The 14,140-nt window shown below is 63.2% G+C and carries 14 protein-coding genes; 12 read left to right on the top strand and 2 right to left on the bottom strand.

Features of this window, described 5'->3' with window-relative positions:
- Positions 1-57: 57 nt before the first annotated feature.
- Positions 58-1,125, bottom strand: a complete 1,068-nt coding sequence (locus HFC70_RS06640; protein ID WP_368669560.1) for an ABC transporter ATP-binding protein — start codon at positions 1,123-1,125, stop codon at positions 58-60.
- 101 nt (positions 1,126-1,226) lie between these two features.
- Here HFC70_RS06640 and HFC70_RS06635 point away from each other — a divergent pair, with 101 nt between their 5' ends.
- The 7 genes from HFC70_RS06635 to HFC70_RS06605 all read left to right on the top strand — a co-directional run bounded on the left by HFC70_RS06635 (position 1,227) and on the right by HFC70_RS06605 (position 7,957).
- Positions 1,227-1,907 (top strand): GntR family transcriptional regulator, encoded by a 681-nt coding sequence (locus tag HFC70_RS06635; protein ID WP_168472430.1) that lies wholly within the window; start codon positions 1,227-1,229, stop codon positions 1,905-1,907.
- Entirely contained in the window at positions 1,904-2,887 is a 984-nt protein-coding gene (locus HFC70_RS06630; protein ID WP_246735668.1) for an alpha/beta hydrolase, read from the top strand. Before HFC70_RS06635 ends, HFC70_RS06630 begins: the two co-directional genes overlap by 4 nt.
- A 27-nt stretch (positions 2,888-2,914) precedes the next feature.
- Entirely contained in the window at positions 2,915-4,114 is a 1,200-nt protein-coding gene (locus HFC70_RS06625) for a sugar ABC transporter substrate-binding protein (protein ID WP_168472429.1), read from the top strand.
- 191 nt (positions 4,115-4,305) lie between these two features.
- On the top strand, positions 4,306-5,229 hold the full coding sequence (locus tag HFC70_RS06620; RefSeq protein WP_168472428.1) for a carbohydrate ABC transporter permease: 924 nt from the start codon (positions 4,306-4,308) through the stop codon (positions 5,227-5,229).
- On the top strand, positions 5,226-6,059 hold the full coding sequence (locus HFC70_RS06615) for a carbohydrate ABC transporter permease (RefSeq protein WP_168472427.1): 834 nt from the start codon (positions 5,226-5,228) through the stop codon (positions 6,057-6,059). Before HFC70_RS06620 ends, HFC70_RS06615 begins: the two co-directional genes overlap by 4 nt.
- A 24-nt stretch (positions 6,060-6,083) precedes the next feature.
- Positions 6,084-6,965, top strand: coding sequence for a sugar phosphate isomerase/epimerase (locus HFC70_RS06610; RefSeq protein WP_168472426.1), 882 nt, complete (start codon positions 6,084-6,086; stop codon positions 6,963-6,965).
- A complete protein-coding gene (locus tag HFC70_RS06605; protein WP_168472425.1) occupies positions 6,962-7,957 on the top strand; it encodes a Gfo/Idh/MocA family protein in 996 nt (331 codons plus the stop codon). Before HFC70_RS06610 ends, HFC70_RS06605 begins: the two co-directional genes overlap by 4 nt.
- 69 nt (positions 7,958-8,026) lie before the next feature.
- Here HFC70_RS06605 and HFC70_RS06600 read toward each other — a convergent pair whose 3' ends face one another.
- Positions 8,027-8,794, bottom strand: a complete 768-nt coding sequence (locus HFC70_RS06600; protein ID WP_168472424.1) for an SDR family oxidoreductase — start codon at positions 8,792-8,794, stop codon at positions 8,027-8,029.
- A gap of 317 nt (positions 8,795-9,111) precedes the next feature.
- On the opposite strand from HFC70_RS06600, the gene HFC70_RS06595 reads away from it, so the two are divergent.
- From HFC70_RS06595 to HFC70_RS06575, 5 genes are all read left to right on the top strand, one after another.
- Positions 9,112-9,885, top strand: coding sequence for a fumarylacetoacetate hydrolase family protein (locus HFC70_RS06595; RefSeq protein WP_168472423.1), 774 nt, complete (start codon positions 9,112-9,114; stop codon positions 9,883-9,885).
- Positions 9,886-10,073: 188 nt separating this feature from the next.
- Positions 10,074-11,252 carry a PotD/PotF family extracellular solute-binding protein gene (locus HFC70_RS06590; protein ID WP_168472422.1) on the top strand — a complete coding sequence of 393 codons (1,179 nt, stop codon included), beginning with the start codon at positions 10,074-10,076 and terminating at the stop codon, positions 11,250-11,252.
- Between the two features lie 70 nt (positions 11,253-11,322).
- The gene (locus HFC70_RS06585; RefSeq protein WP_168472421.1) at positions 11,323-12,402 is read left to right on the top strand and encodes an ABC transporter ATP-binding protein; all 1,080 of its coding nucleotides are present in this window, start codon (positions 11,323-11,325) and stop codon (positions 12,400-12,402) included.
- Positions 12,399-13,328 carry an ABC transporter permease gene (locus HFC70_RS06580; protein WP_168472420.1) on the top strand — a complete coding sequence of 310 codons (930 nt, stop codon included), beginning with the start codon at positions 12,399-12,401 and terminating at the stop codon, positions 13,326-13,328. The genes HFC70_RS06585 and HFC70_RS06580 overlap by 4 nt, the downstream gene beginning before the upstream one ends.
- Complete coding sequence (locus HFC70_RS06575; RefSeq protein ID WP_168472419.1) at positions 13,328-14,131, top strand: ABC transporter permease; 804 nt, start codon at positions 13,328-13,330, stop codon at positions 14,129-14,131. Before HFC70_RS06580 ends, HFC70_RS06575 begins: the two co-directional genes overlap by 1 nt.
- Positions 14,132-14,140 lie beyond the last annotated feature (9 nt).

The raw sequence follows: 14,140 nt of genomic DNA, 5'->3' as shown, positions 1-14,140 counted from the left end.
CGCCCGGGGTCAGAGCAGGCAGACGCTGCGCGCCAAACGCACAGAAAGGCCGCGCCTCTAGTTGAGACGCGTGCCGGTCTTGGGGTCGAAGAGGTGGATTGCGTCGGGCACGCCGCGCAGGTGCATCTGTTCGCCCACCCGGATCTCCGCATCGCGCGGCAGTTCCACCGTCAGCATGCGCGTATGGCCGATCTCCACGTAACAATAGGTCTGGCTGCCCAACCGTTCCGCGACAGCGACTTCGCCGGAAAACCATGCCTCATCCGCCGAACACCGGACGATATCTTCCGGCCGGAGACCGAGTGTGATGGCTTTGGCGCCGGTCCCCGGCACGACCGATCCGGGCAAGGCAACGGAGCGGCCGAGAACGGTAAGGGTGCCATCCGACAGTGAAGCCTCGATCGTATTCATCGTGGGGCTGCCGATGAAGCGCGCCACGAACAGGCTTGCGGGCCGGTGATAGAGGTCCAGCGGCTTGCCGATCTGCTCGACCACGCCAGCATTCATGACGACGATCCGGTCGGCAAGGGTCATGGCTTCGACCTGGTCATGGGTGACATAGACGGTGGTCGCCTTCATCCGGTTGTGAAGCTTGGCGATCTCCAGGCGCATCTCGATGCGCAATGCGGCATCCAGGTTGGACAGCGGCTCGTCGAACAGGAAGGCGGCCGGCTCGCGCACGATCGCCCGGCCCATGGCGACACGCTGGCGCTGGCCGCCGGAGAGCTGCGCCGGGCGACGGTCGAGAAACGGGCCGATCTTCAGGATATCGGAGGCGCGGTCGACGCGCTTTGTGATCGTCTCCTCGCTCTCGCCGCGCATCTTCAGGCCGAAAGCCATGTTGTCGCGCACCGTCATGTGCGGGTAGAGCGCATAGTCCTGGAACACCATGGCAATGTCGCGTTCCGACGGCGGCAGGGCATTGACCACCTTGTCGCCGATCTCGAGAATCCCGCCGGAAATCTCCTCCAGGCCGGCGATCATCCTGAGCAGCGTCGATTTTCCGCAGCCGGACGGGCCGACCAGGACCAGGAACTCGCCGCTGGCGATATCGATGTCCACATCGTGAATGACCTGCAGGGCTCCATAGGATTTGCGGATCCGTTTCAACGAAATTGCGCTCACTGTTTCTCCTCCCAGAAGGCCAATTCGGGCCTTGACGTCTATTATCGATATCATTATCAATAATGATATTAGCAGCGACGCGCAACACCATAGGCAAGTTGATGTCCTATTTTTCCGCAAGACCCAGCAGCCCGGCCAAATCGGCGAAATCCGCCACAGCCTTCAACCAGCTGAAGCGCGATATCATGCTGGGCCTGCTGCCGGCCGGCGCCGCCTTGACGGAACTGGATCTGGCCGCGCATTTCGGCTGCAGCCAGGGCACCGTGCGCGAGGCGCTGCTGCAGTTGCAGGAAGAAGGTCTTGTCCTGCGCAAGGGCCATCGCGGTACGCAGGTTTCGGAATGCACCGAAGCCGAAGCCGTCGAGATGTTCCGCGTTCGCCAGCAGATCGAATGCAATGGCATCGTGCGCGTGCTGCGCGCCCCGAGCCGGTCGCTCATTCCGGATCTGAAGGCGCTCTATGGCGAGATGATCGAGGCGGCCAAGGCCGAGGATGAGCTGGAACTGGCCTCCTTCGACCGCGACTTCCACCGCCGCATCTTTCAGGACGCCGACCTGCCGGCGCTCGATCCGATCCTGCATCGCTGCCTGGTGCACAATCATCGTTTCAAGATTTCCCGCAGCACCGCGCCCCGCGATCTTCTGGCAACGGCGCAACGCCACGGCTCGGTGATCGAGGCGATCGAGAGCGGCGATACCGCCCGCGCCAACCAGGCGCTGCATCATCATATCGCAACGATCGTCGATCTCGGCCCGAGCGTCTTCCCGGATGCCAGCCAATGACGATGAGTATCCCCGAACCGTCCCTTTTGTCCGACGAGATGGCGGCGCTGATGGCGCGCATCGCCGCCGAGGGTGTACCCCAGCCCGATCCGACCTTGCTGCCGCCGGCCGAGGGCCGCGCCCAGTGCGAGGAGGCAAATGCCCGCTGGAACGTCGACCTGCCCGATATGGCTGAGGTGCTGACCCTCTGGCTGGATGCCGACGAGACGCTCGGTTCGGCCCGCTGTCGCCTGCGCGTCTTCGTGCCGGACAATGCCGGCGCGGGCCTGATCCTGTTCATCCATGGCGGCGGCTTTGCCTTCTGCAGCCCGGAAACCCATGAGCGTTGCGCCCGCGTGCTGGCCGTGGAGGCCGGCATGGCGGTCGTCGTGCCGGATTATCGGCTCGCGCCGGAACACCCCTACCCGGCCGGCCTGAACGACATCATCGCCGCGCTTCGCCATGTCGGCACCATTGCCGAGCGCTGCGGTCTTGCCGCCGGCCCGGTGCTGGTGGCCGGCGATTCCGCCGGTGCCAACCTGGCGCTGTCCGCCATCCTGCATGAGCAGTCGCAAGGTGCGCCCGCTCCGGCCGGCGCCCTGCTGTTCTATGGAACCTACGATCGCGATTTTGAGACGCCGTCCTATCGGCAGTTCGCCGAAGGCCCCGGCCTGACCAGGGCCAAGATGCAGCGCTACTGGACGATGTATGTGGGCGATCGGCCGGTTGCGGCCGACCCGCTCGCCTGTCCTTTGCAGGCCAGCGACGCGGCGCTTTCGCGCCTGCCGCCTTTGCACTTGATGGCGGCCGGCGTCGATCCGTTGCTGTCCGACACCCTGTCGCTGCAGGCCCGGCTGAAATCCATCGGCCGGACCGAGGCGGTGACCGTCGTTTCGGGCGTCACCCACGGCTTTCTACAGAATACCATCGACCTCAGGGCGGCGCGGGAGGCGCTCCGTTTTGCAGGCGTGGAGGCAAGAAGGATGGCTGCCCTGTCGTAGCCGGCTTTATTTGAGGAGGAGGAAAACATGACACTCTTGAAGACACTGACCATGGGGGTTGCCCTTTCGGCACTGCTCGCCAGCGGCGCGGCCCAAGCCGAAACGGTGCGGTTCTGGTACCATTTCGACAATCCCGAAAACCCGATGAACGACCTCGTCGCCAAATTCGAGGCGGCCAATCCCGGCATCGAGATCGAAGCCGAAAACGTTCCGTGGAACAGCTATTACGACAATCTCTACACGGCCCTGGTCGGCGGCAATGCGCCGGACGCGGCCATGGTGAAACTCTTCGCCCTGCCGCGCCTTGCCGAAATGCAGGCGCTGGAGCCGATCGGCGATCGCATCGACGCCTGGGCCGGCAAGGCCGATCTGCTCGACAACCTGCTAGAGCTGAACAAGGGGCCGGACGGCCAGCAATATTACCTGCCGATCCAGTATGTCGTGCTCTATCTCTATTACCGCGCCGACCTGTTCGAGCAGGCGGGCCTCAAGCCCCCGACGACCTGCGAAGAATTCCGCGACGCGGCCATCAAGCTGACCAAAGCGCCGGATACCTACGGCTTCGGCCTGCGCGGCGGCAAGGGCGGCTGGGACCAGTGGGGCGCCTTCGTGATGTCGCAGGGTGCCGAACTGAAACCCGGCGGCCTGACCAACGACAAGGCGGTTGCTGCCAACCAATGGCTGATCGACCTGTTCCAGAAGGACAAGGTCATTCCGCCATCCGCTCCGAACGATGGGTTCCAGGAAATCACCGGCGCCTTCAAGAGCGGCAAGACCGCCATGACCATCCATCACATCGGCTCGTCCAACGACATGGTCAAGGCGCTGGGCGACAAGGTCTCCGCCGTACCTGTACCCGAATGCGGCGGCAATCGCTGGACCTCCTATGGCGATGAATCGCTCGGCATCTTCGCCTCGTCAGAGGTCAAGGACGCCGCCTGGAAGTGGATCTCGTTCCTGGCCGAAGGCGAAAACAATGTCGCCTTCAACAAGGCCACCGGCCAGATGACCGTGACCCAGAGCGGCGCGGCCAACTGGACGCTGCACGAGCGGCGCTTCGTCGATGCCACGGTCAATTCGCTGCCCTTTGCCAAGGTGCTGCCGCAGAACACCGCGACGTCGGAATTCGTCAATACCGCCTGGCAGACCGCCATGCAGCAGGCCCTGACCGGCCAGATCACCTCCAAGCAGATGATGGAGCAGTTGGAGGCGCTGTTCACCCAGTAACCGTCGTCGCTCCGCTGTCTGGCTGCCGGCTCCATGCTCCGTTGGAGCGGCGATTGCCGGATGGCTGGAGCACGGTGGCGGCCAGGGGCCTGCCCTTGGCGGAGTGCTGCCCCTGGCCGCCCCACGCCCATAACCCGCCCGGCCCTAGCCGGACGGTTTCCCGGACAAGCCGAAAGGCAAGGATCAAGTTCATGTCGACCGTCGTACCATCCAATCAGCCCTCCGTCGTCATCGCGCCAGCGCTATCGACCCGGATGATGCCCTATGCCCTTCTGGCGCCGGCGCTTCTGGTGACGATCTTCATCGTGTTCTTTCCGATGGTGCAGGCGGTCTATACCAGCTTCTACGACCTGATCCTGTGGAAGCCGAATGCCAGCCGTTTCGTCGGCTTCGGAAATTATGTGAAGCTCTTCAACGACCCAGTATTCTGGACCGCGTTGCGCAATACGGCGATCTGGATCGGGCTGACGGTTCCGCTGCAGATGGGCCTGGGTCTGTTGACCGCCCTGCTGCTGAACCGCGAATTCCCCTGGCGGGGCCTTGCCCGCGCGCTGATCATCATCCCCTGGGCGCTGCCTTCCGTCGTCATCGCGCTGATGTGGCGCTGGATCTATGATCCGAACACCGGCGTGCTGAACGACATCCTGCTCTATCTCTCGGTGATCAAGTCTGCCGTGCCATGGCTCGCCGATCCCGATCTGGCGCTCTACGCCATCATCGCGACGCTGACCTGGCAAGGGTTTCCGTTCTTCGCGGTGATGATCCTCGCCGGCCTGCAGGGCATTCCCAGGAGCCAGTACGAGGCAGCCTCGATTGATGGCGCGAGCCCCTGGCGGCAGTTCCTGCACATCACCCTGCCCGGCATCGCGCCGGTGCTGGCGACAGCCGGACTGCTGCGCGTCATCTGGGTCGCCAATTCGATGGACGTGATCTTCGTCATGACCGGCGGCGGCCCGGGTTATGCGACCCATACCCTGCCGCTCTACGCCTTTGTGCGGGCCCGCCAGAACCTCGATTTCGGCTATGGCACGGCGATCGCCGTCACCTTCACGATCTGTCTCGGCGCCATCGTCGCGATCTATCTGATGCGCACCATGAAGGAGGTCGAGAGATGAACAAGCCCAGCACCCTGCGTCGCATCCTGACCACGGATCTGCCCGTTTTCCTGATCGTGCTGTTCGCCATGGGACCATTCGCATGGATGATCCTGACATCGCTGACCCCGACGGCGACGCTCAACGCCACCGGCGTCTCGGTGTCGCCGGCCGGCTGGAGCCTCGACAATTATGTCCGCCTGCTGCAGCAAACCAGCTTTCTCGACAATATGCTCGACAGCCTGATCATCGCAGGCGGAACAGTCGTGCTCGGCCTCGCCGTCTCGGTCACCGCGGCCTATGCCTTCTCGCGCTTCCGCTTTGCCGGGCGCAAGCTGATCATGCTGCAGTTCCTGCTGATCAACATGTTCCCGATTGTGCTGCTGATCCTGCCTTTGTTCATCCTGATGCGCAAAGCCGGCATTCTCGATACGCATTTCGGCCTGATCCTGGCCAATGCCACCGTCGCCATTCCCTTCGCCGTCTGGATGCTGACCAGCTATATCGGCGCCATCCCGAAAAGCCTCGACGAGGCCGCGATGATCGACGGTTGCTCGCGGCTGACGGCGCTTCGCCGCGTCGTGCTGCCGCTGACCATGCCGGGCATCATCTCCACCGGCATCTACATCTTCATCACCGCCTGGAACGAATATCTCTACGCGCTGACGCTGGGCGGGCGAAACGTCCGTCCGGTCACCGTGGCGATCCAGACGCTGATCGGCGAATACCAGATCGAATGGGGCCTGCTTGCCGCCGGCGCGGTGGTCGGCGCCATGCCCGCCACCCTGCTTTTCCTGATTGTCCAGCGTCGCCTGATCGGCGGCCTCACCCAAGGCGCCGTCAAAGGCTGAGTTTTTTAAGAAAGAGGATTGACCATGAACCCCGTCGGGTTGATTTCCATGCAATATGCCAGGCCCTTCACGGCCGAGCATTTCCCGCTGTTCTCGCGCATGCGCGAGCTCGGCTATGATTTCATCGAACTGCTGGTGCCGGAGCCGGGCGAGCTTGACCTCGACAAGACCCGGGCAGCGCTCGAACGCGCCGGCCTCGGCGTCGTGCTGGCGGCCCGCGTCAACCTGCAGCGCAACCTGTCGTCCGACGATCCGGCTGCCCATCGCGCCGGCATCGACTATCTCAAATACACCGCCGACTGCGCCTTGGCCCTTGGCGCCACGATCGTCGGCGGACCGCTGACCGGCAATCCGCTGGTCTTTGCCGGCCGGCCGCCACAGCCGGTCGCCGAGGACGAACGGCTGGCCCGCAAGGCCCGCTGCGTGGCCGGCCTGCGCGAGGCGGGCGATCATGCCGCCAAGATCGGCATCACGCTTGCGGTCGAGCCGCTCAACCGCTTCGAAAGCGATGTGCTCTGCACCACCCAGCAGGCCATGGAACTGCTGGATGCGGTCGATCATCCGGCCGTGCAGATGATGCTCGACACCTTCCACATGCATATGGAAGAGGCCTCGATTGCCGAGGCGATCCTGCTGGCCGGTCCGCGCGTCGCGCATTTCCAGGCCAACGAGAACCATCGCGGCTTTCCCGGTACCGGGTCCACCGACTGGGTCTCGGTCTGCCGGGCCCTGCACACCATCGGCTACAAGGGCCCCGTTTCGCTCGAACCCTTCCGCCGCAACGACGACCGCTTCGGCGTGCCCTTCGCCCAGTGGCGCCCGCCCCATGAAGACGAAAGCGAAAGGCTGTCCGCCAGCGCCAGCTTCATCAAGTCCCACCTCCTTTTGACGGAATATCGCAGATGACACTCAAGATCGGCTGGATCGGTTGCGGCATCCACGCAACCCAGATGCTTTTGCCCCAACTCGTGCGCCACGATGTCGAGATCAAGGCGCTTTGCGATATCGACGGCAAGCGGCTTTCCGCCGCCGGCCGCCAGTTCGGCGTCTCGACCCTGACCAGCGACGCGGCCGAGCTGATCGCCACGCCCGGCCTCGATGCCATCGGCATGGCCGTTGGACCGGACCAGCATCTGGCCTTCGGCAAGGCAGCGCTGGCGCGCGGCCTGCCGGTGTTCATGGAGAAGCCGCCGTCGGGCACTGCCGCCGGCGCACGCGAACTGCTGGCGGCCTCGGAAAAGGCCAAGAAGCCGCTGCTGCTCGGTTTCATGAAGCGCTACTCGGCGGGCAACAAGATCGCCGCCAATATCGTCCATTCCGGTCGCTTCGGTCCGGTCCTGGGCCTCACCGGCTATTACATGACGGCGCCCGGCTATTTCGTCGGCAATGTCGATTATACCGGCTTCTTCCTGCACCACTGCGTGCACTACATGGACCTGGTCTCCTTCCTGGTCTCGCCGGTCAAAAAACTGACCGCCCGCAAGGTGGAAAAGGAGCCGGGCAAGGTGCTCTTCCACATCAGTCTCGATTTCGACTGCGGCGCCATCGGCACCATTGCCATGGGCACGATCCAGTCGCGCGGCGCTCCGGTGGAGCGCATCGAACTGATGGGCGACCACCAGCGCATCGAGGTCGACAATGTCATCGACGTCAGATGGAACCGCAATCCGCCCTTCAAGGTCGATGATCCCCAGGCCACGCTCACGGACGACGTCGACAGCCTGACCTGGAAGCCGAATTTCACCGCCGCGGCCAACGAAGACCCGAAGGGCTATTTCTCGCTGCTCTCCGACGTGATCCCCGCACTTGGCGGCGCCGACACCCCGGCCCCGTCCATCCGCGACGGCGTCATCGCCATGGAGCGGCTCGAAACGCTGCGCAGGGAACTCGACCTTTGACATGGATACGGCGCGGGGAAAGCCCGCGCCGTTGTCAGTCGATGGCAGCAGGTCGGCCGCCGTCACTCATCACAGCGATATTGTAATCCCGCCGTCGACATAAAGCGTGTGCCCGTTCACAAAGGACGAGGCATTGCCCGACAGGAAGACAGCCGCGCCGATCAACTCGTCGACATTACCCCAGCGCGCCGCCGGCGTCCGCTTTTCCAGCCAGGACGAAAATTCCGGATTGTCGACCAGGGCCTGGTTGAGCGGCGTCTTGAAATAGCCCGGCGCGATGGCGTTGACCTGCAAACCATGTTTCGCCCAATCGGCACACATGCCGCGCGTCAGATTCTTGACCGCACCTTTGGTCGCCGTGTAGGGCGCGATGCCCGGTCGGGCCAGTTCACTTTGCACGGAGGCGATGTTGACAATCTTGCCTTTGCCCCGCGCGATCATGTGCACGGCAACCGCCTGGCCGACGTAGAAAACGCTCGAAATATTGGTCTTGAGCAACAGCTCCCATTTGTCGATGGGAAAGTCTTCGAGCGGCGAACGGAACTGCATACCGGCATTGTTGATCAGGATGTCGATCGGGCCGATATCCCTTTCGATCGCGGCCACGCCGTCCTTGACGGCCGCAGCGTCCGTGACATCGAACAGGGCGGTGTGCACTTTATGGCCGGCAGACGCCAGCCGGGCGGCGGCGGCCTCGATCTTGCCTTCGTCCCGGCCGTTCAACACCACCTCGGCACCGTGCGCCGCAAGCCCCGCCGCTATGGCAAAGCCAATCCCCTGGCTCGAGCCGGTCACCAGAGCGCGTTTGCCGCTCAGATCGAACAACGGAAATGTCATCGGGGCTCATCCTCCTTGAAGTCGACGCAGAGTGCGTCGGCGGCTCAGCGTCGGCAAGCGGCCACCCGGGGCTCACCCATTGGCGGACTTGCACCACCCGACGAAGCGCGCCCTGGCATCAGCCTTTATCCTCAGGGACAATCAGCCGCAAGCTCGGCAATGCCGGGAAATTCCTCCAGACATCCGCTCGATTGTCGCAAAGAGCCGGGCCGACCCATTGACCTGCCGCCGACCGAAAGCCAGTTTATGGTCCACGGTTCGATGACCAAACCGCCAATCCGTTCCGAACGGCCCTCTCTTTCCGGATGCTCAACCCCATGCCCCCTGAACTGCCCCGAACCTTCGAAATCCATGACCTCGCCAAAGCCCTAGCCACAGCAGGTGACCGCCTTGCCGCCGCGACCCTGCCCGTGCCGACAACGCTCACTGAGGCCATGGCGGTTCAGAAAGCCTCCTATGAACCCGCATCCGCCGGCCCGGTGGGCTACAAAGTCGCCCGCTCGCCGGATGGCGTTGCCGTCATCGGCCGGCTGCTACCCTTGGCGATCGTCGCCGACGCAGGTACGACCTTGCCCTGGCGCAAGGGAGCCCGTATCGAGGTCGAGATTGCGGTGCGGCTTGCGGCCGCTCTGCCGCCGAGACAGGGCGGATATAGCCGCGACGAGGTCAAGGCTGCCATCGGCAGCGTCCATCTCGGCATCGAGATCCTCGACAGCCGTATCGCGGAAGGCAGCAAGGGACCCTTCCTGCTCTTTCTCGCCGACCGGCTCGGCAATGCCGGCTATGCGCTCGGACCGGAACTGCCAAAGGATATGCTGGAAACCGTCGGCGGGAACCCGCTGGAGGTCTGGCTGGACGGGACGTCCATCCATGCCGCAGATGCGCGCCACCCCGCCGATGACGTGATGGCCTGGCTGATGGACTGGGCCAACGACACCTCGCGGCCGCAAGACACGCTGGCGGCCGGCGAAATCGTCACCACCGGCAGCCTGTGCGGCGCGCTGGATATCAGCGGCCCCGGCCTGCTGCGCGCTCAACTCGCCAAAACGTGGGACATGAGCATCAGACTCGAGGATCGTCCCCACGCCTGACGGCAGACGTCTGCCTGGACGATATTTGCGGCATGTTAAAAACTGACCAAATGGTCAGTTTTTAATCTTCTGTCGGTTGATCTTTTCCGGCGTGTCTCAATTAATCCCAGTGAAATTAGCGCTTTAGAGATTGGCATAAAAATTGCGACCCTTGTCACGCACAGCTTGTCAGCCAATAGGGGAGCGCTATGACGAACGAAAAGCAGGCAGAAGAAAACACGCCGTCTTCGGGTTTGACCGATGTCAGCCGGCGCACATTGCTCGGCGGGACAGCCGCCGCCGCGGCAAGCACGGTTTTTGGCAATTTCACCATCTTCTCACGGCCCGCGCATGCCGCCGAGCCGTTGCGCGTGCTCTGCTGGCCGGGCTATGAAGAAAAGGATGTCATTGCCGAGTTCGAGGACCTCCACAAGACCAAGGTGGAGTTCAAGATCTATATCGGCGGCGAGCAGATGCTGCAGTTCTTTGCGCAGACGCCGCCCGGCACCTTCGACGCCATCATCTCTGACGCCGAATATGTGCAGAAACTGAAAGCCCAGAGCGCCATCGAGGCCTACAAGACCGAAGGCTTCGACGAACTGGCCAATTATCACCCGAAATTCCGCGACTTCGCCCCGACCAAGGGCGAGACAGACGGCACGGTCTACGGCATCCCGACGCGTTTTTCGTTCTACGGCATTTCCTACAATACCGACGAGATGTCGGCCGAGGAGGCCACCGACTGGAACTCGCTGCTCGATCCGAAATATGCGGGCAAGATCGGCATTTTCGACTGGTACCTGCCCAATCTCGGCAATGCCAGCCTGGCCATCAATCCCGGCAACCAGACGCCCTATGTCATCGACGACGCTCAGCTTGCCCAGGTCAAGGAGTTCCTGATCAAGCTGCGGCCGCAGGTCGGCATGTTCGGCTCCTCGAACCAGCCGATCGCCCAGGCGATGCTCGCCGGCGACATCTTCGCCTCGCCCACCGGCGACCTCGATATCGACCTGAAGCTGGCCGGCTACGACAATTTCTCCTCGACCATTCCGAAGCAGGGCGGCATTCGCTGGCAAGAAGTCGCCTGCGTCTGCTCGGCGTCGAAGAACAAGGACCTGGCGATGGAATGGGTCAAGTACATGACCTCTCCGAAGGTCCAGTCGAAGCTGGTCTACACCAAGGCCTTCAAGGCGCGCGGCCCCAACATGAAGATCGTCGACTACTGGGATGACGACCAGAAGAAGCTGCTCTCCTATGTTCCCGATCCGGAAAACCCCGGCAAGATGCTGGTCGAAACGCTGATCGACCGCTCGATGCCGCGCGGCCTGCCGACCAACCAGCCGGAACAGGCCTGGATCGACATCTTCAACGAGTTCAAGACCGCCTGAGGCTCCAGCAACACCAAAGACCCGCGCTCCCTTGCCCTGGGGGGCGCGGATGAAACAACCAGGAAAGCCGATGACCCCTGCCGTACCCGAGCTCGAACTCCTGTCGATCACCAAGCGCTTCAGCGATTTCGTGGCCGTCGATTCCGTCAACCTGAAGGTCGGGCGCAGCGAATTCATCGCCATCATGGGGCCGTCGGGCTGCGGCAAGACCACGCTGCTGCGCATCCTGGCGGGGCTGGAAACCGCCTCCTCCGGCCAGCTCCATATCCGCGGCAAGGACGTCTCCGACGTGCCGGTCAACCTGCGCTCGACCCGGCTGGTCTGGCAGAACTATGCGCTCTTTCCGCATCTCGACGTGGCCGGCAATATCGCCTTCGGGTTGACCCTGAAGGCGCATGACAAGGCCGTCGTCTCCGGCAAGGTCAAGGCCATGGCCGAACTGGTCGGCCTTTCGGATTTTCTCGGCCGCCGCATCAGCCAGCTGTCCGGGGGACAGAAACAGCGCGTCGCGCTGGCCCGTGCCCTGGTCACCGAGCCGGATATCCTGCTGCTCGACGAACCGCTGTCGGCGCTCGACGCGCATCTGCGCATCCGCATGCAGGGCGAGCTTCGCCGCATCCAGCAGCAGCTCGGCATGGCCTTCATCTACGTGACCCATAACCAGACCGAAGCCTTCTCGATGGCCGATCGGGTGGTGGTGATGAACAAGGGGCGGATCGAGCAGATCGACAGCCCGGAGGAGATGTTCGCCCGGCCGAAGACGGAATTCGTGGCACGCTTCGTCGGCACCAACAACCTGTTTGCAGGCCGCGTCCAGCAGGCCGAACCCGGCCGGGTGCTGGTCCATTGCAGCCATGGTCAGGTGGTTGTGGACACCGACGATCCGCCACCCGTCGGAACCCAGGTCTTCGTCGTCGTCCAGGCCGACAAGATGAAGAGCGCGCCCACCGGCATTTCAGGGGAAAACCGGCTGGATGCGACGATCCGCGGCCGCGAATATGCCGGCTCGCACAATATCTATCTGATGGATCTCATCGACGGCACCGAGATCAAGCTCATCTCGCAGCAGGTTCTGCCTGTCGAAATCAATGCGCCGGCCAGCGCCTTTTTCGCGCCGGCGGATGCCTCGCTGATCCGGGGGGCTCCATGAGCGATGCCATACCCGCGACAACAGGCAAAAGACTGCGCACGCCGAACGACAGCGCGCTGAAAGTCTGGTTCCTCGCCCCGCTCGCCATCTGGCTGACCCTGCTGTTCCTGCTGCCGCTCCTCTTCCTGCTGTGGATCGGCTTCTGGCGGGTCGAAAACTTCCAGGCCGTGCCGGATGTTTCGCTGGCCAATTACCAGGACATTTTTGCGAGCTTTTTTACCCGCTCGCGCTATGGCCTGGCGCTGGTGCAGTCCCTGTGGGTCGCCAGCACAACCGCGATCTTCGCCGTCATCCTGTCCTACATGGTCGCTTTGGCGATCGCCTTTTCCGTGCCGGCCCGCTGGCAGCGGCTGGCGCTGCTTCTGGCCATTGCGCCATTCTGGTCGAGTTATGTGCTGCGGCTTTATTCCTGGCAGACCATCCTGTCACGCAACGGGGTGATCAATTCAGTGCTGAAACAGGTGGGGCTTGCCGACTACCGCATCGACGTCATCTATACCCAGATCGCCACCCGCATCGGCCTGATCCACTATCTCGCCCCGATCCTGATCGTCATTCTCTATGTCAGCATCCTCGCCATCGACAAGGTGCTGATCGAGGCGGCCCGCGAACTTGGCGCGACGCGCTGGCAGGCCTTCACGCGGGTCATCCTGCCGCTGTCGCGCTTCGGCCTTTTGACCGCCGGCAGTTTCGCGGTGATCGTCAGCCTGGGCGATGCCCTGTCGGGCAATCTGCTGGGCGGCGGCACCGGCGCCTCGATCATCGGCAAGTTGCCGACCTATGCCAGCATGATCATGTCGGACTATTCCAGCTCGACCAACCTGCCGCGCACCTCGGCGCTGGCGACGATCCTGATCGTCGTCATGGTGGCCGCCCTGGCGCTCGGCTTCGTGGCCGCCGACCGGGCGCGCAGGAGGATCGGCTGATGCGCGCCAATCCGTGGATCATCCTTGGCCGGTTCTGGCTCGGCATCGCCTATGCCTTCATGTTCCTGCCGCTCGTCGTGTTGGTGCTGTTCTCCCTCCAGAAGAACCGCTTTCCGGGCTTCCCGCTGCAGGGCTGGACGGTGCAGTGGTATGACAAGCTTTTTACCGACGGTACGCTGCTGAATGCGCTGGGCAATACGCTGATCGTCTCGCCGGCGGCAGCGACCGTTGCCACGCTCATCGCCTTCTTTGCCGCCTACGCCTTCAACCGCTTCACCTTCCGCGGAAAGACCGCGTTTCTGGCCCTTGTGACGCTGCCGATCATCATTCCACCGCTGATCCTCGGCGTTGGCTTTCTCGGCCTGCTGGCGCGCATCCATCTGTCGGGCACGCTGTTTTCGGTGTTCCTCACCCATGTCGTGCTGATCACTGCGCCCGCCCTTGCCATCATCCAGCTGCGGCTGGCGCAGATGCCAAGCGCTCTGGAGGAAGCCGCCTGGGATCTCGGCGCCACCGAATGGCAGGCGGTCACCAAGGTGGTCCTGCCGTTTGCCCTGCCCGGCATTTTCGGGGCCTGGCTGCTGGCCTTCACCTTCTCCTTCGACGAATTCATCATCGCCTGGTTCGTCTCGGGCTTTCAGCCGACGCTACCCGTCGCCATCTACTCCGTCCTGGTCGCCTCGATCGACCCCTCGCTCAATGCCATCGGCACCATCGTCTTTTCGATCTCCTGCCTGGTGCTGATCGGCCTCGAACTCGTGCTGCTGCCGCTGCTGCTCGGCCGCAACGAGACTGATTCATGACCCAAAGGC

It is taken from the genome of Agrobacterium sp. a22-2 (assembly GCF_012276985.1).
GTDB lineage: Bacteria > Pseudomonadota > Alphaproteobacteria > Rhizobiales > Rhizobiaceae > Allorhizobium.
This window is presented reverse-complemented; position numbering and strand designations above follow the sequence as displayed.

Bases quoted from the DNA above. Each gene is read 5' to 3' on its own strand.
- HFC70_RS06590 (WP_168472422.1), top strand. From the start codon at position 10,074: ATGACGAACGAAAAGCAGGCAGAAGAAAACACGCCGTCTTCGGGTTTG.
- HFC70_RS06625 (WP_168472429.1), top strand. From the start codon at position 2,915: ATGACACTCTTGAAGACACTGACCATGGGGGTTGCCCTTTCGGCACTG.
- HFC70_RS06575 (WP_168472419.1), top strand. From the start codon at position 13,328: ATGCGCGCCAATCCGTGGATCATCCTTGGCCGGTTCTGGCTCGGCATC.
- HFC70_RS06600 (WP_168472424.1), bottom strand. From the start codon at position 8,794: ATGACATTTCCGTTGTTCGATCTGAGCGGCAAACGCGCTCTGGTGACC.
- HFC70_RS06615 (WP_168472427.1), top strand. From the start codon at position 5,226: ATGAACAAGCCCAGCACCCTGCGTCGCATCCTGACCACGGATCTGCCC.
- HFC70_RS06630 (WP_246735668.1), top strand. From the start codon at position 1,904: ATGACGATGAGTATCCCCGAACCGTCCCTTTTGTCCGACGAGATGGCG.
- HFC70_RS06610 (WP_168472426.1), top strand. From the start codon at position 6,084: ATGAACCCCGTCGGGTTGATTTCCATGCAATATGCCAGGCCCTTCACG.
- HFC70_RS06605 (WP_168472425.1), top strand. From the start codon at position 6,962: ATGACACTCAAGATCGGCTGGATCGGTTGCGGCATCCACGCAACCCAG.
- HFC70_RS06620 (WP_168472428.1), top strand. From the start codon at position 4,306: ATGTCGACCGTCGTACCATCCAATCAGCCCTCCGTCGTCATCGCGCCA.
- HFC70_RS06635 (WP_168472430.1), top strand. From the start codon at position 1,227: ATGTCCTATTTTTCCGCAAGACCCAGCAGCCCGGCCAAATCGGCGAAA.
- HFC70_RS06580 (WP_168472420.1), top strand. From the start codon at position 12,399: ATGAGCGATGCCATACCCGCGACAACAGGCAAAAGACTGCGCACGCCG.
- HFC70_RS06585 (WP_168472421.1), top strand. From the start codon at position 11,323: ATGACCCCTGCCGTACCCGAGCTCGAACTCCTGTCGATCACCAAGCGC.
- HFC70_RS06595 (WP_168472423.1), top strand. From the start codon at position 9,112: ATGCCCCCTGAACTGCCCCGAACCTTCGAAATCCATGACCTCGCCAAA.